Genomic DNA, 21,719 nt, shown 5'->3' on the forward strand with positions numbered 1-21,719 from the left:
CCATCTGGTCATTTTTGCGTGACATGACGGCCTCGTTTGGGCAGTCTTGTCACTTTGTGGAGAACACTCAGACGTGATCTATCGGTCATTTAGTGGGTAAGTGTCGCATTGACCGCCTGATAAATGGCACACTGGTTACGTGGACGAAACGACTCAGCATCGCACCCCCATCACCGGCTACGTACCCGGCGGTTTTGACATGTTCCATCAGGGGCACCTCAACATCCTGCGCGCCGCGCGTGAGCGCTGCGATCGCCTCGTCGTCGGCGTGACCTCGGACGAGGCCCTCATCCGTATGAAGGGCCGCGCCCCAGTCATCCCGCTCAAGGAGCGCTGCGACCTCGTGTCCTCGCTGCGCTTCGTGGACGCGGTTGTCGTTGACCTGGACCAGGACAAGCGCCTCGCCTGGCGCCTTCAGCCTTTCGACGTCCTCTTTAAGGGCGACGACTGGAAGGACACTCCCAAGGGCGCCGCGCTCGAGGCTGAGATGGCCGAGGTTGGTGCGAGCGTTGTCTACCTGCCGTACACGCCGTCGACCTCGTCGACGAAGCTGCGTCGCTTCATCGCCCCCGAGGACTTCTCCGACGAGGCCCCGGCGCAGGACACGGACCAGGTGGTGGAAGGGGAAGCACAGTGAGTCTGCCCGTCGTGCTCGAGCCGGGCTCCTCGTGGGGGACCCGATTTAGCGCCTACCGTCGTGCTCTCGCCGCAGCCCAGAAGCCGGGCGCGGGCGTTCCCGCCTACATGCGCTGGGTCAACCGCGGCGCTGCGCGCGTCGTGGCCGCCGCGTGCGCGGCCTTCGGCTGGACCCCGAACTTCGTCAGCTTCATCTCCGTGTGCTTCTCGACGATTGGCCTCATCGCCCTCGTTGCGGGTGTCCCCGCGTGGTGGACGGGCCTCATCGTGGGTACGGCCCTCGCGGTCGGCTTCATGTTCGACTCAGCTGACGGACAGGTCTCGCGCGTGACCGGCGCGTCCTCGAAGACGGGGGAGTGGGTCGACCACGTCGCCGACGCGTTCCGCTCCCCGGCGATCCATTTCTGCACCGCCGTCGCCGTCATGGTCTACCTCCCCGATTCGTGGTGGCTCGCCATCGTTGCGCTCGTCTACGGCTGGGTGACGTCCGGCCAGTTCATGAGCCAGATCCTCGCCGAGCAGTTCGTGCGTGCCGCGGGCCGCAAGCAGACGCGCGGCGGCAACCTGCGTTCCTTCGTGCTGCTGCCCACCGACCCAGGCGTGCTGTGCTGGTCGTTTGTCCTGTGGGGCTTCGGCGTGCCATTCATGGTCCTCTATACGTTCCTGGCCGTCGTCGCACTCGCGCATTCCGCGATCTCGCTGCGTCGCCGCTTCCGCGACCTGCGCGCCCTCGATGCGGCCGCTCAGCAGGCCGCCACGCAGGGGGACTCCCGTGCCTGAGCTGTCCGTCCTGCTGCCCGCGCGCAACGCGGCGGGCACGATCACGCGCGCCGTGGCCTCGACACTGGCGGCCATGCCGCGCGACGCCGAGCTGGTCGTCGGCAACGACTCGTCGTCGGATTCGACGGTCGGCGAGGCCATTCGCGGTGCGTCGCGCGGGGGAGTGGTCGATCCGCGCCTGCGCATCGAGGACATCACCCCGGGTGAGGGCGGCGTCTCCCGCGTCCTCACCCAGCTGATGGAACGCACTGACTCGCGCCTCGTGGGACGCATGGACGCTGACGACGTATCCCTTAAGGGCCGTTTCAATCGCACGATGCGCGCCATCGAACGCGGCGACGACATGGTCTTCACGCAGATGATCGAGCTGCGCGGCGCCCGCCCGGTGCCCCGCATGCCCTACGAGATCACGCCCGAGGACATGGGCTGGCACCTGCTGCTCACCAACCCCGTGTGCCACCCGACCATGCTTGCCACCCGCGAGATCATTGACCGCGTGGGCGGCTACCGGAGCGTTCCCGCCGAAGACTACGACCTGTGGATGCGCGTGGCCTCCGCGGGTGGGCGCATCCGCCGCATAGCGCCCTGGGGCCTCCTGTATCGGATTCATCCGGGTCAGGTCACCGGAAACGCCTCGTGGCGCTCGGATTCGTGGAAGAATCCAGACCAGGCCCAGGCGTTCGCTGATCTTTCGATGTCTCTGACCGGCCAGGAGCTGCCGCGCCTGGTGTCGCTCGTTTCTCTTCCTCGCGACGAGGCCGAGCGTGAGCTCGACCGCTTCGTGCAGGTCTACACTCAGGGGGTCGCGTCTCGACCCGCCTCGCCCCGCCGAGCTCTCGAGCGTCGGCTCAATGCGCGCGCCGCGTGGGTGCGCTCTCACCTCCAAGGAGATAAGTCATGATCCTGACCCCTCCGCCCACGGGCGGCCAGCAGATCCTTCGACACGCACTGGCACGCCGCTGGTCCTCGATCGTCGCGGGGACCGTGGCCGGCCTGGTCGTCGGCGTCGGCACCGTGTTCGCGGTGCCGGTGTCGCACTCGGCGACCGTGTCAATGACCGTGACCTCTCCGGCGCTGACTCCGGCCCCCGCCGTGCGCGCCTCCCTGTCGAACACGACGGACATGGTGACCGAGCAGGGCATCGCGAAATCTGCCGCCGTCCTCGACGTTGCGGCCGCGCGTCTGGGTAACGGCGTGACCGCCGACGACCTGCGTTCCAACATGGAGGTCTCCGGAGACACGAACGGCACGATCGTCAAGATCGAGTACGTGGCACCTACACGCCAGGAGGCCATTGACGCCGCTGACGCGATCGCCAACGCTTACCTGAAGGAGCGAACCGCCCTGGTTGAGCAGCGTGCCGACGAGATCGCCTCCGGCATCAACGCGCAGATCGAGGCCCTGGAGTCGGAGCTTGCCTCCCTGGCACCCCAGTACGACGAGGACGGTAACGCAAAGGCCAACCCGCGCGCCGCTGAGATCCGTACCGAGCTCACCAAGCTCACGAAGGACGCCGAGCAGCTCGCTCCCTATCACGCCACCGCCGGCCGCGTGATCACCTCGGCCGCCGCCTCGAGCGACGAGATCACGCCCTCGAAGGCTCGCCTGGTGCTCACCACGACGGTCGTCGGCATCTTCGCTGGACTGGTTCTGGTGCTCATCCGAGAGACCCGCTCGCGTTCTCTCGCCTCGCCCACGCAGCTGGCCGATCTGACGGCGCTTCCCGTGTGGAGTGCCGAGGAGGGTGCGCCCGAACCGTGGCTGGCGCCCACGCGTATGCTCGCCATGGCGATCGACCGCGACCACTGGGTTGACCTGATCGTGGACGCCGCCGACCCGCAGGCCCGCGATCTGCACCGTGTCCTCTCCGCCTCCCTGGCAGAGACTCGCGTGCCTGCGCCGCGCCTCATCGACATCAAACAGCCCCTCGCATCTCTCCTTGACGAGGTCCGTCCCTCCCGTCACGTGCTCGTTGCCGTGCGCAAGGGCCACGACCTGAAGGAGCTGCACGCCCTCCTCGACGAGCTGGCGATCATCAACCGCGAGGTGAACGGCATGATCTACCTGGGCGACCAGGTCCTCGCTCCCTCATCCTCTCCCTCACTCCATGCTCCGGCCGCCGAGGTTATCGAGCCCGAGGATGAGACGTCCTCAGAGGTTTGGGAATCTGTGCCTTCGAAGGAAACGGAGAATACCTCCGACTCCAAGAAGACGGACGGTAAGGGCAAGGCCCCGTCGATGAAGGGCAATCGATGAGTGCCGATGAGACCATGGTGACCGACCACAGGTCCGCATCCATCTGGCACGTTGACCGTAGCGCGCGCGTTTCCCAGCTGATTTCGGGTGACCCGTCGGATCCGCGAGCGCTCGTGCTCGTGCGCGATAACGGACGCAACAGCGCGTTCGTCGAAATCGATGGCACTGACCACCCGGAGACCGATCCGCGAGTGCTTGAGGTCGAGGCTGCCCCGGCTCGCGGTTGGGAAGAGGGCAGCGGCGCGGACGTTGACGCCACCGTCGTCATCTGCACGGTCGGCTCTTGCGACATGCTTGAAGAGGCCGTGCGTGCGATCCTCGCCCAGGACCACCAGCGTTTCACGCTCGTCGTCGTCGATAACGCACCGCACACCGGGGCGACCCGCGAGAAGCTCGCGGGCATCGACGACACGCGGCTAAGAATCGTCTCTGCGTCCCGTTCCGGCCTGTCTCGCGCCCGTAACCGAGGTGTGCTCGCGGCGCGTGGTGAGGTGATCGTCTTTACTGATGACGACGCGATCGTCGACCCGCACTGGCTGACCGCGATGATCGACCCCTTCACGGCATCGCCGTACGTGGCGGCCACGACGGGTATCGCCTTGCCCTTGGAGCAGCGTTACGCGCCCCAGCGGTGGTTCGAGTCGCGCGGAGGATTCCCCAAGGACATGTCTGCGCGCGTGTGGTGCGCCGGTGACATTCCCGAGGGCCTGGAGGTCTTGGGTGAGAAGGGCGATGGCGGACCCCTCTTTCCGATCACAACGGCCCGCGTGGGTGCCGGTGTGTGCATGGCCATTCGTCGGGACGTCCTCATGGAGGTCGGCCCCTTCGACCCGGCGCTGGGTGCTGGCACTTCGACGCGCGGAGGCGAGGATCTCGACATGTTCGCCCGCATCCTGGCTACGGGTGACATCATCGTTCATACGCCCGACGCGCTCGTGCACCACCGTCACCGCGTTGATGAGTCCGGCCTGGACAGGCAGATCCGCGGCAACGGCTCCGGTATGGCTGCGCTCCTGACGAAGGCGATCATCGCCAAGCCCTCCGTACTGGGCACGCTTGCGACCCGAATCCCTGGGGTCCTCAAGCGCGTCAAGCCCGGCGGCGCTCGCGTGGCCGGCACAGACGAGGACGTGCCCGGCTCGCTGACCAAGTCCGAGATCAAGGGCTTCCTTGAGGGGCCCTTCCTGTACCTGTCTTCGCGCAAGCGCAACAAGCTTGGCGTTCCGAGGCGAGCCGAGCAGCACAGAGCGACCGCGCCGAGCAGCGCTGCGCAGGCCCATGCCTCGTCCGTGCAGGAAAACGCTGGCGAAGGGAACGGACACGCGTGAGCCCGCGCCGAGGACTGTGGGCCAAGCCCGCCCCCGCCCAAATTGGGCCGCTGCGAGAGGACGCGCAGGATCTTCCCGCGTGGCCCTTCATCGTTGCCTATTCGGCGTACTTCCTATGGTGGGTTCTGGGCTCCGGTGACCTGATGTGGCCGCTGTTCGCTGCCATCATGCTCGTGTTCATGATCGGTCGACACGGCCTGCGCTTCCCGCCGGGATCCATCCTGTGGGTCTTTTTCCTGGCGTGGGTGCTCGCCTCAATGACGATGCTCGACTCGGGCGGGCGGGTCATCGGCGCGTTCTATCGTTTCCTCCTGGAGCTCTCGCCCGGTGTCTTCGCAGTCTATGCGTTCAACGCACGCACGTCGTTAAGCGTACGCACCATCACGGGCACGATGTGGGGATTCCTGCTGTCGACGACGATCGGTGGTTTCGTCGCTATGGCAGCCCCGACGCTGCGCTTCAAGACTGTCATGTACTACCTGTTGCCACGTGCGCTGCACTCCAACGAGTTCGTCAAGGAGTTCACGAACCGGGGAACGACCCAGTGGAGCCCGTCGTCGTGGTTCCTCTCCGATCCGCGTCCCTCGGCTCCGTTTATCTACTCCAACACATACGGTAACGTCTATTCGCTGATCTTCCCGCTTGCACTCATCTTCGCTTTCGTCCTGTGGCGTGATCGTTCCAAGTGGCGTTACATCGTGGCCGCCGTGTGCGCGCTGTCGGTCATCCCGGCCGCCGCCACCCTCAACCGCGGTATGTACATCGGCTTGATCGTCATCGTCCTGTGGGTGGGTCTTCAGCGCCTGCGTGCCGGCGCGTGGCGCACGGTCGTGGGCATCGTGGCGACGGTTGTCGTGGGTATTGGCGCGTGGTTCGCCACGCCCGCCTCGCAGTCCCTGCTCGAGCGTGTGGCCGCTTCCACGTCCACGGAAGACCGCGCTTCGAACTACCTGGAAACGCTGTACGAACTCCAGCAGTCTCCGTTCTTAGGTTTCGGTGCCCCGCGTCCCTCCGCGTCCCCGTGGCTGCCCTCCCTGGGGACGCAGGGACAGTTCTGGACGGTGATTTTCTCCTACGGACTGGTCGGAGCCTTCCTGTTTATCGCCTTCTTCGTGCGGATGTTCCCGCGCATCTGGCTCGCCAAGGACGTGTACGGCTCGATCCTGGGCGGCATCATCTTGGCGACCCTTGTGGAGCAGTTCTACTACGGCATGAACACAGGCCTCATGCTCTCCGTCGTCGCGGTGGCACTTCTGTCGCGTCACCTCGAGGAAGAGAGCGACCCGATTCGAGGTTCCGAACGTGCGGACGGCGAGAGCGCACGCGGCGTCGCGGGAACGACCCGCGTGGAACGAGCAGTGCGCCTTGGGGAATGGGCAAGCCCCGCCGCGAACGACGGGGCTTTTGCCACTCAGATGCTGGATCGACTCAACAAGTCGGGTCGTCGGGGAACGAGAAACCGGACAGCTTCCACGTCTGACCGTCCTTCACAAACTGAAAATATGTGAGGGCGCGGATCATGGTCGTGTCGTCCGTCAACGCAGTTCCCGCGTCGTTGAGGACACGGACGTTGGAAGAATCGACGCACGCAGAGACCGTGATGTTCCCCGCCCCATCGTCGCTGAGGATGTGGACGTCCTCGAGGGTGGGTGAGCCCGTGGTGTGGGTACCGTCTCGCGTCCACTCGAGTGCCTGCGCGTCGAACTCCTCGAGTGCCGAGTCGGTGAGTACTGAGGACAGGTCGGTCGCACGGGCCTGCTCGGGATCAGCGTACGCGCCCCACAGGGTGTTCATGACGAAGGTGGTCTGGCCTGCGGCCTCAGCGTCCGTGGCCAGCGAGCCGGACGCGTTTGCGGGGCCGCCCGACTGCGGGGTGATGGTCTTGGGAACGGACTGCGGGATGTCGGACTGCGCATTGTCGTCGAGGCTCTGCGTGCCGGTCGCTGCGGAGGCTGCCGTGTCGGTGTCGGATGAGCCCATCAGACGTAGGAAGCCAACGACGACGAGCGCGATGATCAGGCCGATCGCAGCGGCCACGACGCTCTTTTTGCGGGCAGGGGAGAGCGAGTTGATGAAGTCCATGTGTATCCCATCGGTAGGTTATAGAGAAAGGCTACCGCGCGGTAGCGGGAAGGTTAATCATGAGTGAGGCAAATCAAGCCAGGCGTTCCCTCGCGCGCGGAGGCATCGTCGGCTTCGTCGGAGCAGCCGCCTCGGCGGTTCTGGGCTTTGCTTTCACGATCATCCTCTCGCGCATGCTGGGGGCGCAGGGAGCGGGCATCGTCACCCAGGCGACCGGTGTCTTCGCGATCGTTATGGCCCTGGCTAAGGTGGGCCTCGACTCCACCGCGATCTACCTCATGCCCCGCCTGTCCTTGGATGCGCCCGAGGAGATCCGCGCGACCCTGTCCTTCATGGCCTCCATGACGGTGGGCGTCTCCACCGTCTGTGTCCTCATTCTCGAGGCCTTGGCTCCGTCGATCTGGAACGCGCAGGTCGCCGCATCGACCCGTGCGGTGCTCTGGTTCGTGCCCATCGGCGCCCTCACTCTGGTTGCCTCCGCTGCGCTGCGGGCGCTGGGAAACATGCGCGAGTACGTCCTCATCCAGAACCTGCTGCTGCCCGGCCTGCGCCCGCTCCTCGTCGCGCTCGCGGCAGCGTTGACCGGGTCGCTGGCTTTCGTATCAGTGGCCTGGGCGCTGCCCTTCGTCGTGGTCCTCGTGGCCGCGTGGTGGCTGCTGCTGCGGCACATGCCCTCGGCGGCCGACTCCGTGGGTTGCTGGCCGAGTGCCAAGCGCCGCCGTCAGGTCGTCTCCTTCGCGTTGCCTCGCACCCTGACCGCCGGTCTTGAGCAGGCATTGCAGTGGCTGGATGTCCTGCTCGTTGGCCTCCTCGCGGGTGATGCGGCCTCGGGCATTTACGGTGGCGCAATCCGCTTCATTCAGGCTGGCATGGTCGTCGATACCGCCCTGCGCGTCGTCGTCTCACCGCAGTTCTCCAAGCTCCTGCATCAGGGCAAGACCAAGGAGTTGCGTGAGCTGTACAGCACGGCCTCGATCTGGCTCGTGCTCTTCGCCGCTCCCATCTACGCGCTCATGGCGATCTACGCGCCGGCCCTCATGCGGATCCTTGGCGATGGATTCGCGCCGGGTGCCAACGTCCTCGTGGTACTGTGCGTCGGCTCCATCGTTACTTTCATGGCCGGTAATATTCACTCTCTGCTCATCATGAGTGGCCGCTCCGGGTGGGCTGCTGTCAATAAGATCGTGGTCCTTACCCTCAATGTTGTGGGTAACGTCATCTTCATTCCTCGTGGAGGAATGGTTGCGGCGGCGATCGTGTGGGCACTGTGCATGGTGCTTGACGCGGCCATGGCGACCGTTCAGGTCTCGCGTTTTATCGGTGTGACACCGAAATTTTCCGAGGTGGTCAAGCCGATCGCGGTTGTCGCCGTGTCCGCCGCGATTCCCGGCGGGTGTATAGCGTGGTGGCTGGGGCGCGATTCTTTCGTTGCAACCGTTGCTGGGTCACTCCTGTCGATCCTCGTTTTTGCTTGTGTATGCTGGGCGTTCAGGGAACGTCTGCACCTGGCGGGACTTGGGTCCCTCGCGAAAGCTCGGAAGGGGTAGTCATGGGGCGCGTGAGGCGGGTGTGAAAGCCTGCGTGACCAAACGGTTGATGGAGGGGGGATTGTTGTGTAATTATTTGTGTAACAAGTTTCCTTCCCATCGAAAGGTCGTGTCATGGCTACCGCGATTTCGCGCCTTACAATCCTTGCAACTGCGCCGATTGTTGCATGTGCGACGCTCGCCCTTGCGCCGATGGCGCATGCTGCTGATGCTGGTCAAGCGATCTCTACGTCCGGTCAGTCAGTCGTTCACGATGGTCTGAGCGCTGCGACCGCTGCGGCCTCGTGCTGGGACATTAAGCAGCGCAATCCCAGCGCTTCCGACGGAGCGTACTGGCTACAGACCCCCGCCATGGATCACCCTGCACAGTTCTTCTGTGACCAGACGACAGACGGTGGCGGATGGGTCATGATTGGCCGCGGCCGTGAAGGCTGGGAGGCCTGGAGTGGCGGCAAGGGAGATCCCGCGAAGCTGACCACCCGTGGGCGTGACGCGAGCGCTTTCGACGTCGTTCAGCTCTCCAATGACACCGTGAATCAGCTGCTCAATAACGTGCCGGTTAAGGATCAGGCCGACGGTATGCGCGTCATGCGTTCGTCGAGCCCCTCCGGACAATCCTACCAGTCGTTGGATATCCGCTTCCAGAAGATGACCGACTTCGTGTGGCCTTTCAAGATGGCACATCCCCTCAGTATCTCGATGGACAAGCGCGGCCCAATCAACGACATCATGTGGAGCACCTCCGGCTACGATCAGGGATGGAACGCCCTGCAGGTCTACCCGTCGGCCCGTACCGGCTGGCAGATCGGCTGGGGCTATGGCCCCGTGGCCGCCAGTTGGGGCGGTGACGTCACCTCCCCTGGCTCCTTTTTGCGCAAGTCTGGTCAGACAGTGTTCCCCTACGCGGAGGCCTACATGCGTCCGCGCCTGAGTTCCGAGGACGCGTCGTTCTCCCGCATCTCCGATGAGGGGCTTCCGGCCAGCACCGTCACTCGCGCCGTCTCGCAGTACGCAGCCAAGACCTCGTGGGGCGTGACCGGAAACATCAATGGCTCCTATGCCGAGGGGAACATCCAGGTTCAGGCCTTCGCTCAGGTGGGCTCCACCATGTACGTCGGAGGTAACTTCACCGGAGTGAAGCAGGGAGAAAAGGGCGCCGAGATCTCCTCGCGCGGCCTCGCCGCCTTCGATGTGGCGACGGGCGACTTCACCGGCCAGACCTTCAACTTCAACGGCCAGGTCAAGACGCTCCTCGCCTTGCCCGACGGCCGACTCCTCGTCGGTGGTGACTTCACGCAGGTCAACGGACAAACTCACGTCGGAACCGCCGTCATCGATCCGTCGACCGGCCAGGTCGACTCGTCGTGGAACCTGCAGGTCTCGAATGCTCTCCGTGGTGGTGCAGTGAGCGTGCGTTCGCTCGCCTACTACGATGGCAACGTCTACATTGGTGGATCCTTCACGCATCTCAGCGGTGGTGGTCGCTCCAAGGTCTACGCCCGAAATGCCGGCCGAGTTGACCTCTCCTCGCGCCCCGACCGCTCGTGGAACCCCGAGATTAACGGCTCAGTCCAGGCTGTGGGCGTCTCCGAAGCCAACAGCTCCTTCTACGCCGGCGGCCACTTCACCAAGGCTCACGGCACCGAGCGTGCCTGGTACGCCGCCAAGTTCTCCACTCAGCCCGGGGCCGCCCAGGACACCTCCTTCGTGTTCGAGCCCTCGACGACCACCGCCGGCAAGTACCAGCAGACCATCGCGACGGCCGGCAACCGCGTGTACATCGCCGGCTCCGAGCACTCGCTCTTCGGCTACGACACCGGCTCCAACAAGCGTGTTTCCGGCTCCGTGACCTTCAGTAGGGGCGGCGACTTGCAGGCCAGTACCGTGTCCTCGAAGGGCATCATCTATGCGTCTTGCCACTGCTCCGATGCCTCCTACCAGGACATGTACATGTGGCAGATGGACTTCAGTTGGTCGCGTGCCGACGAGATCAAATGGGTCGGCGCGTGGGACGCAGCCACCGGAGAAAACGTCCAGTGGACCCCCTTCGAACTCTTCTCTCGTCGCAAGACCGGAGCATGGGCGCTGACCACGGACAACTATGGCAACCTGTGGGTTGGCGGCGACTTCACGCTCTCCCACATCGATCAGACGCGCACCCAGTGGAACGGTGGCTTCGCTCGCTTCGACAACCGCGACAACGATGCCCCGAGCACGCCCTCGTACGTGCGCAGCTCCTCCGCGACTGCCTCAACCGTGACTCTTGCCTGGGAAGGCGTCTCTGACGCCGTCTCCTATGAGATTCTGCGCGACGATCGCCCGATCGCCACGACGGACTCCACTAGTGTCGAGGTCCCGCGCGGCGGCGAGAACCGCTTCTTCGTGCGCGCCGTCGACGCAGCGGGCAACCGCTCCGCGACCTCCAGCGTCTACCAGGCCCCCGCCTTCGGTAGCGCAGACAACTCCAGCCCGGTTCTCGTCGACATGGGTGCCTCCTGGCGCTACCGCGACGAGGCAAGCGCCGCCCCTGCCGACTGGGCCCAGGCCTCGTTCGACGACTCCTCCTGGAAGACCGGCGCAGCCCCCCTCGGCTACGGTGATCGCTCCATCGCAACCCAGATCGCCTCACAGGGCAACCGCCCCGTGACGACCTACTACCGCACGAAATTCCAGGTGCCCGACGCGGCCGACCTCAAGGGGGTCACCGTGAGGTACCAGGCCGATGATGGAGCTGTCGTCTACATCAACGGTGTCGAGGTCCACCGCACCCGAATGGGTAACGGAATCGTCAGCTACTCCACGCGCGCCGACTCTGCCCCCACCTACGCGGCGGCCTCCGCGGCCCCGTCGGAGATCTTCGTTCCCGCCTCGGCCCTCAACACCGGCGATAACGTCATTGCAGTGGAAACGCACGTGAACTACATGCGCACAGCAACGGTGTCCATGCAGGCCTCCGTCTTCCGCGTCGAGGGCACTGCGGACGACAACGGTGGTGCGCGCGGGCCCTCTGCCACGGTCGACGACGCCACTGCGCCCATCGATGCGACCTCGGTCAAGTCGGGTTCGGTGATCTCCACCGGCACCGAATGGAACTACTGGACGTCGACAAGCGCCCCAGCCTCCGACTGGGCCACAACCGGCTCGCTCCAGACTTGGGCCCGTGGATCCGGACCGATCGGCTGGGGAGACTCCGACGCGGCGACAGCCCTCGACATTGCCAAGAAGGATCGTGCCGTCACGTACTACTTTGCCCGTGACATCGACCTGGGCGCAATAACCCCTAACACCGCCCTGACCGTCAAGGTTCGCGCAGATGACGGTGTCGTCCTTCGGGTCAACGGAACGATCGTCGAAACGAAACGCATGTCTGAGGGCAACATTACTCACACGACGTACGCGAATGCGGCCGTGACCGCCTCCAAGGCGGCGTCTGATCTGCTCGAGGTCACCATCCCTGCCAGCCTCTTGACAAGTGGTGTGAACCGAATCGGCGTCGAGGAACACCTCAACTACCGGGGTACCCCTTCGATGACATTCGATCTGAACGCGACGCTTGTCAAATAGGGGAGGAGTTGATCTTCTCCGCACGCCTGCGCGAGCGGCCTGAGTTCGCGAATAGGTTGCTGTATAACCTGTAGGGTGCGTTGATGCAGCTAGCCCCTGCCGTTTCGGCAGGGGCTAGTGCGTATGTGGCAAAAGCCTCCCGGGTTACACTAACCGAGTGGTTGAGCGATGGGGCTTAACGTGACACTATAGAAGTAACCATTTACGCAATACCTGTGAGAGTCTAATGAGATTTATGCGCCGTTGCCTGGCGCTTGGGCTGGCATCATTGACCGGCCTCAGTGTGCTGGCATTCTCCCCGGCTGCCCACGCAGCAATCGATCCGCTCCATGATGGTGCGAGCGCAGCAACCGCCGCTGCCTCGTGCTGGGAAATCAAGCAGAACAACCCAAGCTCTGCGGATGGAACCTACTGGCTGCAAACCCCTACCATGGAGGCGCCCGGCCAGTTCTTCTGCGATCAGACTACCGAAGGTGGCGGATGGGTCCTCATTGGACGAGGCCGCGAAGGATGGGAAACGTGGAGCCAGGGACGGGGCAATCAGGACAAGCTCAAGACCCGCGCGCGTACCCCCGGCGACTTTGATGTCGTGCAGGCTTCCCATCGGACCGTCAACGGGCTCCTCGGCGGTACGTCTGTGTCGGACCTCGAGGATGGCCTGATGGTCCAGCGCGCATGGAACCAACACGGCAGCTCGTACCAGACCGTGCGCATGCGCTTCCCGAAGATGCGCGATTTCATCTGGCCGTTCAAGAGCGCTCACCCCGTGGACGTAAAGTTCAATCGCGATTGGTGGGTTCGCGGAGGCATCGTGTGGTCCGGTTTTGGTACCAACACCGGTTGGGGCTACGTCAACCTCACCGCTTCCGCACAGAACAAGTACACGCTCGGCTGGAGTTACGGTCCCGCCGCCAGTTCCTGGCAGGATACCTCCTCGGCGACTTCGTACTTCCACCGCGTCGGCTCGATCATCGCCCCCTACGCCGAGGCCTACGTGCGCCCGCAGCTGCGCTCCACTGACTCCGGCTTCCGTACGATCGGCGATGGCGGTACAGCCGCTCAGACGCAGAAGGCCTCTGTGTCCGAATTCGCCACGCCTATGTCTTGGGGCGTCACCGGCAACCTCAACGGTTCCGTCAAAGAAGGCAACATCCAAGTCCAAGCCTTCGAGCAGATCGGCTCAACCATGTACGTGGGCGGTAATTTTACCGGCGTGCAAAAGGGCAAGAATGGACAGGAGATTGCCTCTTCTGGCCTCGCCGGCTTCGATGCGACGACGGGGGAGTGGAACGGCCAGAGGTTCTCCTTCAACAACCAGGTTAAGGACCTGGTTGAGCTGCCCAACGGGAAACTCCTCGTAGCCGGCGACTTCACTCAGGTTAACGGGGAAACCCACGTCGGAACCGTCCTGATTGACCCGGCGACCGGACAGATTGACCCCTCGTGGACCCTGCAGGCGCGCACCGGCTCCAACGGCGGTCGTGTCTCGGTCAAGTCCATCAAGATCATCGGCGAGCACATCTACCTCGGCGGCAACTTCACGCACTTCCAGGGCAATGGGGCATCCTGGGTGTACGCGCGTAATGGTGCACGCCTCGACATTAACGGCAAGCCCGACCGCACGTGGAACCCCGAGTTTAACGGCACTGTCATCGATGTCGATGTCGACGAGAACGAGTCCTACTACTACGCGGCCGGTTACTTCACGCGCTCGCGCAACCGAGTCGTCGAGAACGCAGGCCGACTGTCCACCGCTGCCGGAGCCGAACTCGACCAGTCCTGGACATTCCGTCACTCCTACCTGATCGGCAAGTATCAGCAGACCGTCACCGCTGCTCATGGGCGTGTCTACTTCGGCGGCTCGCAGCACTCTCTCTTCGGATACAACTCCGACACGATGACACGCACCTCGGGCTCGATCGTCATGTACAACGGTGGAGACCTTCAGGCCAGCACTCGTTCCGCGTCGGGTGTTGTCTACGCTTCGTGCCACTGTTCCGACTACACGTTCCAGGACGCCTATCAGTATCTGACGCTCGGCACCTCCTGGACTCGCGCCGACGAAATCCAGTGGGTCGGCGGTTGGGACGAGGCCACGGGGCGTCAGCTCGGATGGACCCCCTACCGACTGTCCTCCCAGCGCTCGTCCGGAGGATGGGCACTCGAGATGGCCGACGACGGGGCACTGTGGGCCGGAGGCGACTTCAACTTCTCCTACACGTCGATCACAGCAGGGCAATGGTCCGGTGGCTTCGTGCGGATGGCCCCACGTAACGCCACTGCCCCGGCAGTGCCAGAGAACCTGCGCGCCTCCGACGGCAACTCCCAGCAGGTGACCCTCGAGTGGTCCTCCGTTCCGGGTGCCGTTTCATACGACATCCTGCGTGACGATCGCCCGATCGCCTCGACGACCTCGAACACTGTCACCGTCCCCCTCGGCGGTAACAATCGGTTCTTCGTGCGAGCTGTCGCCTCTGATGGCCTGCGCGGCGCCTCGACCCCCGCCTACGTGGTCGATGCCAACGGTAAGCCGAGCCGACCCGCGGACGCGGCGCTGCTGGTCGACGAGGGCGACACTTGGGCGTACCACTGGTCGACCGACCCGGTCGCCAAGAACTGGACCCAGACCTCGTTCGATGATTCCTCCTGGAGTCGCGGTGCCACGCCAATCGGCTACGGAGGACCCGGGATCAACACGAAGCTGACCCCGGGCGCCGCTAAGAGCCGCCCCATCGCCACCTACGCGCGCGTCAACTTCACGGTCGCTGATCCAGCGGCTATCAGCGGCGTTGACGTCTCTGTCATCGCCGATGACGGTGCCGTGGTCTACGTCAACGGCACTGAGGTGGGGCGTCAACGCCTTAACCCCGGAGTGCTTGACGCCTCGACCTTCGCGAACGCGGCCGTCGCCACGCGCTCGGCCAACGCGGACCGCCAGAGTGTGTTCGTTCCTGCCTCCTCTCTTGTTTCCGGGACGAATACCCTCGCCGTGGAAACACACCTCAACTATCGATCCAGTTCGTCAATGACGATTAACGGTACGGTGAAGGTGGTCGCCAAGGGCAACGAGCCCGATCCTGAACCGCATGCTGACCCTCAGCCGGAGCCGCTGCCCGCGCCCGACATGTCGCTCGTGCCTGACCCGAACAAGCCTCTTGAGGCTCTCGATGTCTCCGGTATGAATCACGGTAACTTCTTGTACCCAGGCCTGTATTGGAGCTACTGGAACTCGCAGGAATCTCCCGACGCCGCGTGGAACTCGACGGCCGACCTGTCCGGGTGGAAGCATGGTGCGAGCCCCCTCGGCTGGGGCGACGCTGATGCTGGAACGCCGTTCAATCTGGCGCCCGCCGACCGCCCCATCACGACCTACTTCGTGCGTGACGTCAACTTCGGAACCATCAGCGCTGACTTCGAACTCGTCCTCAACGTGCGCGTCGACGACGGTGCGATCATCTACATCAACGGAACCGAAATCCAGCGTGTGAACATGCCGGAAGGCCACGTGGATGGAAGCACTCGCGCTTCTTCGAACGTGGGCCTGGCGGCCGCAAAGCAGAACATCGCGCGCATCGTGGTCCCGCGCAAGGTTCTCATCGATGGCGTCAACCGTATTGCCGTCGAAGAGCACGCCAACTACGCGGGAGCCGCATCGTCCTCCTTCGATCTCAAAGCAAGTCTGCTGAGGTGACACCCATGACCGACACGTCAACCCCCACCAGCCATTCGCGGGAGCCTGAAGCCGCCGCCACGGTCGATGCCCTGGCGTTCGACCCCGCCTTCGGCGCGATGGCGCAGCGCGTGCTCACCCACGGGCACGCCACCACGTGGCTCAACCACTGGTCCCTCCTGCACGCAGACTTCCGTGCCCTCGCACGCATGCACGCCGTCGGCTTTGACGGAACGCTGCTGCAGCTGCGCCTGCGCGCAGCCGGACACGAGGTCGCCCGCACCTCTGCCGACCTCGTCCTGCCCCACGTCTTCGACCGTCTCGATGATGGCTGCCGCATCACCCTGATCGGTGCCGTGCCCGAGGCCGGGCAGGCCGCCGCCGAGCGCCTGGATCGCTTCGACGTGCAGGTCATCGACGGATACGACGGGCTACGCCGTTTCAAGGCAGACCCTTCCGTGCTTACCGCCTTCGATCCGCGACTCGTCATCGTCGGCCTGGGGGCGGGGCTGCAGGAAGTCGTTGCTTCCGTCGCGCTCGATCTTGTTCCCGAGTCCTCCGTGTGTACCGCCGGCGGCTGGATCGACCAGTTTGCACGCGCTGCCGATGACTACTTCCCGGACTGGGTGCACGCCGCCCGGCTTGGTTGGGCTTGGCGCATTGCGCACGAGCCCAAGCGCCTCACTAAGCGCTACACCGTCGAAGCCCTCGACTTCGTCGCCCACGCTCCCGAGCTCATTTCTCGGCTTGAAGCCATGGGCGGCTTCGATGATCTCGGACTGGTTGTTGGTGCCTCGCTTCGCTAAAGGAGGCTAGCGCGTACGCTCATGAGGAGGCCGGACCCTTCGGGGTCCGGCCTCCTTCGTACGCTGTGCGTTCGTGTCCGCGTCTGATTGCTACGTGTTGGGGTCCTTGGAAGACGCGTGGTGCGCCCTCTTGTCGTCTGTGCTGCGCTTTCGGGCAGTGTGTCTGCGTGAAGCGGGGAAGCCCTCGTTGGTCTCTCGGCGGCCTCGACAGTGGCGGTGCTGGTGCCGGCAGTGCGTGGTTTGCCAGCGCGTCCTGGATAGGAACGGTGCCTCAGTACAGGCCATGTTCCTATCCGGAACGCTACGAACCATCCGATTTGTCTTCTCCTACTCAGTTTGCGAGGCGGAGCCCCTGTCGCGTCCTCTCCGGTCGAGGGGCTTGGCGTGCACGCGGATAGGTGACGAGCATGCGGATAGGTTATGCGAATACGGATAGCTTATTGACCTATCCGCACGCCGATAAGCTATCCGCATTGGCGCATCCTATCCGCATCGCCAAGACACGGTCGTACAGGCTGATGATTGATGATCGCGGTACATCCGGCCGGGTGATCACCGCGCAGGTAACGAACTCAGCATGTTGGCTGGCGTGAGCTGGGCTGTTACTTCTACCGCCGCGCGACGTTGTCTCCGGTCGTTCGTGGCTTCTGTTCGACCCTACTGGCAGCGTCACCCACAACTCGAAGTCGAGAAGGTTGATGGCATACAGAGAGATGAATAGAAGCAACCTCCGCTCACATGGATGAACCGAATGAGAGGTTACGACTGCACCCTCATAGGGCCGAGTGTGCTGTTTGCTGCCGGAAGGTGCGCATAATGAGTCTGCGCTTCCGCCTAGGGAACAGCCGGGCACATCGGTCGGTCTGTGCATACAGAGGCACCAGCGGCAGTCGATCGTGCGCGTGCGAGCATCGGTGGGATCAGTCCGCCATCTTCTGGACTAGCCCGAGGTCCGCTCCGGCTGTCAGCGGGAAGTGCGCGGGTTAGGTGGAGCTGTTCGTCCCCTCGTCTCGATACGCCGTGGACCAGCGGCGACAGGACAAGCAAATGTGCGGGTCGTGAGTGTTGTGAGGTGCGCACAGAGAGAGTCTGAATCCTTCGGCGCATGGTGCGCAATGGTGCGTCAATGTCGCGCTTCGACCTGCTCGAAAGGCTCGATGATAGATACGGGAAAAGGATTATGTGGTGAATGGTCTAGCCCACATAAGTTCCCTTAGGTGTCTGACAAGTACACGAAGGGTGAGCGAGGCAATGGCTACCTACATATAGGTGTCAAACTCCCACAGTTCGACTGGCGTGTCGGAAGGGTGGAGTGTCGGGCATATGTGAGTTGTTCTTCATCGCTCCGGCATGTTTGTCAGGGTGACCTAGAAAAAGGGTTGGGCGCTTCTCTGGGTACTGCAGCGGGGCTTGCGGTGCGCTCCCGAGAGGGTGTGGTGGCCCCGCTGCGGGGGTGTGTTGGTCTGTGGGTTTGTTCGTGCGCGAGGGACAAGCGAAGTGCTGGGGTCGGTCACTGGTTGATGCTGATGATGTTGTGGTCGGACTGCGTGAGAGTGGGGACTCTGGGTGTGGTTGCGGTGCCGGGAGAGAAAAGGTGTGGCCCGAGCCTTTCGGCTCGGGCCACACCCAATCACACACAGAAAAAACGCTTAGTAGGCGCCCTCGAGACGTAGCAGTGCGGGGACCGTCTGGAGCATGATCCACGCGTCGAGCGTCAGGGAGCGGTGCTGGGCGTAGGAGAGGTCCAGGTGGACGGTCTCATCCCAGGAGAGGTTCGAGCGGCCGGAGATCTGCCAGAGGCCCGTAATGCCGGGGCGAACGGCAAACTTTCCCATGACGCGCGACTCGTACTGAGCGACCTCGTTGGGGAGCGGAGGGCGCGGCCCGACGAGCGACATGTCGCCACGCAGCACGTTGAAAAGCTGGGGAAGCTCGTCGATGGAGGTCTTGCGCAGGAAGGCCCCGATGCGTGTGACACGCGGATCGTTCGCCATCTTGAACATGATCGAATTTCCGGCAGAGGAGTCCGCTTCGTTGGCTTCCATGAGGGATGCCTTGAGCTCTTCAGCGTCCACTCGCATGGTGCGGAACTTGTACATGGTAAAAGTTGTTCCGTTGAGGCCGACGCGCTCCTGCGTGAAGAAGGCGGGGCCGCCGTCGCTCAGGCGCACCATGAGGGCGACGATGATCCAGAGTGGCGTCAGTAGGATGATGCCGATGAGGGCAGCGAAAAAGTCGCACATGCGCTTAATCGCATTGTCGGCGGAGGCGGCAAGATCGGACGCGTGCTCGAACGCGAGAGCCGTCGAGGCGGCTCGTGCAGTGGGCTTCGTCAAAGTTGTCATCTGTGCGTCTTCCTTCTACTTCCTCAAACTCAAATGCTGCGTGATGGTTAGAGCGGTGAAAACCGCTCCGAACTGGGATATCTACTGGGCAGATATCAACTGCGCAACTCAGTCACCGTTAGGTGTTAACTCTAGTCTATCCACATGGTTAGCTTGGTTGCTAACCAAAGGGTCAAGTACAAGCGAAAAATGGCTGTGATTTCGTGCACGGCGAGAGTTTTCCAGGAGCGCTAGAAACCTCATGTGACCGGCTGGTAGGGCGTTGACACCTTGGCAGAATGCATGGAAAACCACCGAGCGATAGACTGGTAAGCGTGTCGTGACTGGCGAACAGGTGGGCCACCACCGGGGAGCGACGCGTCGGCATCGATAGCCGCCCGCCTGGGCTAGAGGCCACTGCCAACCATCACCGGATGATCAATAGGAGAACCCCATGGATTCCCTCAATGACATGACACTGGCGCAGCTGGATCCTGAGATTCAGGCCGTTCTGGACGCCGAACTCGGTCGTCAGCGTGACACGCTCGAGATGATTGCCTCGGAAAACTTTGTTCCCCGCGCTGTGCTTGAGGCGCAGGGCTCGGTCCTGACGAACAAGTACGCAGAGGGCTACCCGGGTCGTCGTTATTACGGCGGCTGCGAGTTCGTGGATGTCGCAGAGTCCCTCGCCATCGAGCGTGCGAAGGAGGTCTTCGGCGGTGACTACGTCAATGTTCAGCCCCACGCGGGCGCGCAGGCCAATGCCGCCGCCCTGATGGCGATGGCGAACGTTGGCGACACCATCCTCGGCCTGTCCCTGGCTCATGGCGGTCACCTCACTCATGGCATGCGTCTGAACTTCTCGGGTAAGAACTACAAGGCTGTTGCCTACGAGGTTGATCGTGAGACCATGCGCATCGAGCCCGACAAGGTTCGAGAGGCTGCCCTCGCGGAGCGCCCGCGCGTCATCATCGCAGGCTGGTCCGCCTACCCACGTCACCTTGACTTCCAGGCCTTCCGCGATATCGCGGACGAGGTCGGCGCCGCCCTCTGGGTGGACATGGCGCACTTCGCTGGCCTCGTGGCCGCCGGCCTGCACCCGAACCCCGTCCCGTTCGCCGACGTCGTGACGACGACGGTCCACAAGACCCTGGGCGGGCCTCGTTCCGGCATGATCCTGTCCTCGCGCGGCGAGCAGTGGGGCAAGAAGCTCAACTCCTCCGTGTTCCCCGGCCAGCAGGGTGGCCCCCTCATGCATGCGATCGCCGCGAAGGCCATCGCCATGAAGGTCGCGCAGACCGACGAATTCAAGGATCGCCAGCGCCGCACTCTCGAGGGCGCGCAGATTATCGCCGAGCGCCTCGGCGCCGACGATGCGAAGAATGCTGGCATTAAGCTGGTCACCGGCGGCACCGACGTTCACCTGGTCCTCGTCGATCTGGTTGACTCTGAACTCAACGGTCAGCAGGCTGAGGATCTGCTGCACGAAGTCGGCATTACCGTCAACCGTAACGCCGTCCCCTTCGACCCGCGTCCGCCGGCCGTCACCTCGGGCTTGCGCATCGGCACTCCCGCCCTCGCCACGCGCGGTTTCGACGCCGAGGACTTCGCCGAGGTCGCGGACATCATCGGCACGACCCTGGCCCAGGGCGCGTCCGGCGGCAACGTTGAGGTGGACGCCCTGCGCGCCCGCGTCAAGAAGCTGACGGACAAGCACCCGCTCTACGCCGGACTCTGATCGTGAGGGCACCTTGGGAAGGGCCCGCAGGGGTCCTGGATGGAAAGGCGACCGCAGCCGCCATTAAGGCGGAGCTGAAGGAACGCGTCGATCGTCTGCGCGAGGCCGGAATCGTCCCGGGCCTCGGCACGATCCTCGTGGGCGAGGATCCCGGGTCCGTCGCTTACGTTGCCGGAAAGCACCGTGACTGTGCGGACATTGGTGCGGAGTCTATCCGCGTGGACTTGCCCGCAGACGCGACGCAGGAACAGGTGGAAGCCGCGATCGATCAGCTCAACGCCGATCCTGCCTGCACCGGCTACATCGTGCAGCTGCCGCTGCCGCGCGGAATCGATACGAACGCCGTCCTGGAGCGTATCGACCCTGCGAAGGACGCGGACGGCCTGCATCCGATGAACCTCGGACGTCTCGTGCTGCGCGGCTCGGGGCCCATCGACTCGCCGCTGCCCTGCACGCCGCGCGCGGTCATCGAGCTCATGGAGCGCCATGGGATCGACCTTGCCGGAAAGAACGTGTGCGTCATTGGACGAGGCGTGACCGTGGGCCGTTCAATCGGCCTGCTCCTGATGCGCAAGGAAGTGAATGCGACGGTCGATGTGTGTCACACGGGCACGACCGACCTGGCCGATCACGTGCGCCGAGCGGACGTCATCGTGGCAGCGGCGGGTTCCGCTGGGATGATTAGCCGCGACATGGTGGCACCCGGCGCGATCGTCCTCGACGTCGGCGTGAGTCGCGTGCAGGGCGAGGGCGGCAAGGCTCGCCTGATGGGCGATGTCGCTGACGGGGTGGATGAGGTGGCCGCCTGGCTGAGCCCCAATCCTGGAGGCGTCGGCCCGATGACGCGGGCCCTCCTCGTGACGAACGTCGTCGAGGCGGCCGAGCGCCAGGCGGGAATCAGCGTGGACTGATGAGCGCTGAACGCCTCGTGATGCGAGGAGATCGCGGGCGAACACATCGGAGGCGCGGTGAGGATGTCCATTCCTCG

General features: G+C 63.9%; 14 protein-coding genes and 1 riboswitch. Of the genes, 12 read left to right on the forward strand and 2 right to left on the reverse strand.

Going from position 1 to position 21,719, the window contains the following annotated elements:
* Positions 1-139: 139 nt before the first annotated feature.
* From RDV55_RS07615 to RDV55_RS07640, 6 genes are read left to right on the forward strand one after another with little or no spacing between them, the layout of a single operon-like run.
* Complete coding sequence (locus RDV55_RS07615; protein ID WP_111823643.1) at positions 140-637, forward strand: FAD synthase family protein; 498 nt, start codon at positions 140-142, stop codon at positions 635-637.
* On the forward strand, positions 634-1,416 hold the full coding sequence (locus RDV55_RS07620) for a CDP-alcohol phosphatidyltransferase family protein (RefSeq protein ID WP_111823644.1): 783 nt from the start codon (positions 634-636) through the stop codon (positions 1,414-1,416). The genes RDV55_RS07615 and RDV55_RS07620 overlap by 4 nt, the downstream gene beginning before the upstream one ends.
* Entirely contained in the window at positions 1,409-2,317 is a 909-nt protein-coding gene (locus RDV55_RS07625; protein WP_111823645.1) for a glycosyltransferase family 2 protein, read from the forward strand. The genes RDV55_RS07620 and RDV55_RS07625 overlap by 8 nt, the downstream gene beginning before the upstream one ends.
* The gene (locus RDV55_RS07630) at positions 2,314-3,672 is read left to right on the forward strand and encodes a hypothetical protein (RefSeq protein WP_111823646.1); all 1,359 of its coding nucleotides are present in this window, start codon (positions 2,314-2,316) and stop codon (positions 3,670-3,672) included. The genes RDV55_RS07625 and RDV55_RS07630 overlap by 4 nt, the downstream gene beginning before the upstream one ends.
* The gene (locus RDV55_RS07635) at positions 3,669-5,000 is read left to right on the forward strand and encodes a glycosyltransferase family 2 protein (RefSeq protein WP_111823647.1); all 1,332 of its coding nucleotides are present in this window, start codon (positions 3,669-3,671) and stop codon (positions 4,998-5,000) included. The genes RDV55_RS07630 and RDV55_RS07635 overlap by 4 nt, the downstream gene beginning before the upstream one ends.
* On the forward strand, positions 4,997-6,508 hold the full coding sequence (locus RDV55_RS07640; protein WP_111823648.1) for a ligase: 1,512 nt from the start codon (positions 4,997-4,999) through the stop codon (positions 6,506-6,508). Before RDV55_RS07635 ends, RDV55_RS07640 begins: the two co-directional genes overlap by 4 nt.
* Here the strand turns inward: RDV55_RS07640 and RDV55_RS07645 are convergent.
* Entirely contained in the window at positions 6,429-7,082 is a 654-nt protein-coding gene (locus RDV55_RS07645) for a hypothetical protein (RefSeq protein WP_111823649.1), read from the reverse strand. The genes RDV55_RS07640 and RDV55_RS07645 overlap by 80 nt on opposite strands.
* A 59-nt stretch (positions 7,083-7,141) precedes the next feature.
* On the opposite strand from RDV55_RS07645, the gene RDV55_RS07650 reads away from it, so the two are divergent.
* The 4 genes from RDV55_RS07650 to RDV55_RS07665 all read left to right on the forward strand — a co-directional run bounded on the left by RDV55_RS07650 (position 7,142) and on the right by RDV55_RS07665 (position 16,669).
* Positions 7,142-8,629 carry an oligosaccharide flippase family protein gene (locus RDV55_RS07650; protein WP_111823650.1) on the forward strand — a complete coding sequence of 496 codons (1,488 nt, stop codon included), beginning with the start codon at positions 7,142-7,144 and terminating at the stop codon, positions 8,627-8,629.
* Positions 8,630-8,743: 114 nt separating this feature from the next.
* The gene (locus tag RDV55_RS07655; protein ID WP_111823651.1) at positions 8,744-12,193 is read left to right on the forward strand and encodes a fibrinogen-like YCDxxxxGGGW domain-containing protein; all 3,450 of its coding nucleotides are present in this window, start codon (positions 8,744-8,746) and stop codon (positions 12,191-12,193) included.
* Positions 12,194-12,419: 226 nt separating this feature from the next.
* On the forward strand, positions 12,420-15,884 hold the full coding sequence (locus RDV55_RS07660; RefSeq protein ID WP_111823652.1) for a fibrinogen-like YCDxxxxGGGW domain-containing protein: 3,465 nt from the start codon (positions 12,420-12,422) through the stop codon (positions 15,882-15,884).
* The gene (locus tag RDV55_RS07665) at positions 15,881-16,669 is read left to right on the forward strand and encodes a WecB/TagA/CpsF family glycosyltransferase (RefSeq protein WP_111823653.1); all 789 of its coding nucleotides are present in this window, start codon (positions 15,881-15,883) and stop codon (positions 16,667-16,669) included. The genes RDV55_RS07660 and RDV55_RS07665 overlap by 4 nt, the downstream gene beginning before the upstream one ends.
* 1,649 nt (positions 16,670-18,318) lie before the next feature.
* Here the strand turns inward: RDV55_RS07665 and RDV55_RS07670 are convergent.
* Positions 18,319-19,014: a sugar transferase gene (locus tag RDV55_RS07670; RefSeq protein WP_111823654.1), complete on the reverse strand. Its 696-nt coding sequence runs from the start codon at positions 19,012-19,014 to the stop codon at positions 18,319-18,321.
* Between the two features lie 309 nt (positions 19,015-19,323).
* A riboswitch (ZMP/ZTP riboswitch) is annotated at positions 19,324-19,408 on the forward strand.
* A gap of 39 nt (positions 19,409-19,447) precedes the next feature.
* Between RDV55_RS07670 and glyA the strand changes: the two genes are divergently transcribed.
* Both glyA and RDV55_RS07680 read left to right on the forward strand, forming a co-directional pair.
* Positions 19,448-20,731 carry a serine hydroxymethyltransferase gene (gene glyA / locus RDV55_RS07675; protein WP_111823655.1) on the forward strand — a complete coding sequence of 428 codons (1,284 nt, stop codon included), beginning with the start codon at positions 19,448-19,450 and terminating at the stop codon, positions 20,729-20,731.
* A 2-nt stretch (positions 20,732-20,733) separates the two neighbouring features.
* The gene (locus RDV55_RS07680) at positions 20,734-21,642 is read left to right on the forward strand and encodes a bifunctional methylenetetrahydrofolate dehydrogenase/methenyltetrahydrofolate cyclohydrolase (RefSeq protein WP_111823656.1); all 909 of its coding nucleotides are present in this window, start codon (positions 20,734-20,736) and stop codon (positions 21,640-21,642) included.
* The last annotated feature ends 77 nt before the right edge of the window (positions 21,643-21,719 follow it).

It is taken from the genome of Schaalia odontolytica, from assembly GCF_031191545.1.
In the GTDB taxonomy this organism is placed as follows: domain Bacteria; phylum Actinomycetota; class Actinomycetes; order Actinomycetales; family Actinomycetaceae; genus Pauljensenia; species Pauljensenia odontolytica.

Coding starts and splice junctions, on each gene's coding strand:
- RDV55_RS07630 (WP_111823646.1), top strand. CDS start 2,314: ATGATCCTGACCCCTCCGCCCACGGGCGGCCAGCAGATCCTTCGACAC.
- RDV55_RS07645 (WP_111823649.1), bottom strand. CDS start 7,082: ATGGACTTCATCAACTCGCTCTCCCCTGCCCGCAAAAAGAGCGTCGTG.
- glyA (WP_111823655.1), top strand. CDS start 19,448: ATGGATTCCCTCAATGACATGACACTGGCGCAGCTGGATCCTGAGATT.
- RDV55_RS07635 (WP_111823647.1), top strand. CDS start 3,669: ATGAGTGCCGATGAGACCATGGTGACCGACCACAGGTCCGCATCCATC.
- RDV55_RS07655 (WP_111823651.1), top strand. CDS start 8,744: ATGGCTACCGCGATTTCGCGCCTTACAATCCTTGCAACTGCGCCGATT.
- RDV55_RS07650 (WP_111823650.1), top strand. CDS start 7,142: ATGAGTGAGGCAAATCAAGCCAGGCGTTCCCTCGCGCGCGGAGGCATC.
- RDV55_RS07670 (WP_111823654.1), bottom strand. CDS start 19,014: ATGACAACTTTGACGAAGCCCACTGCACGAGCCGCCTCGACGGCTCTC.
- RDV55_RS07660 (WP_111823652.1), top strand. CDS start 12,420: ATGAGATTTATGCGCCGTTGCCTGGCGCTTGGGCTGGCATCATTGACC.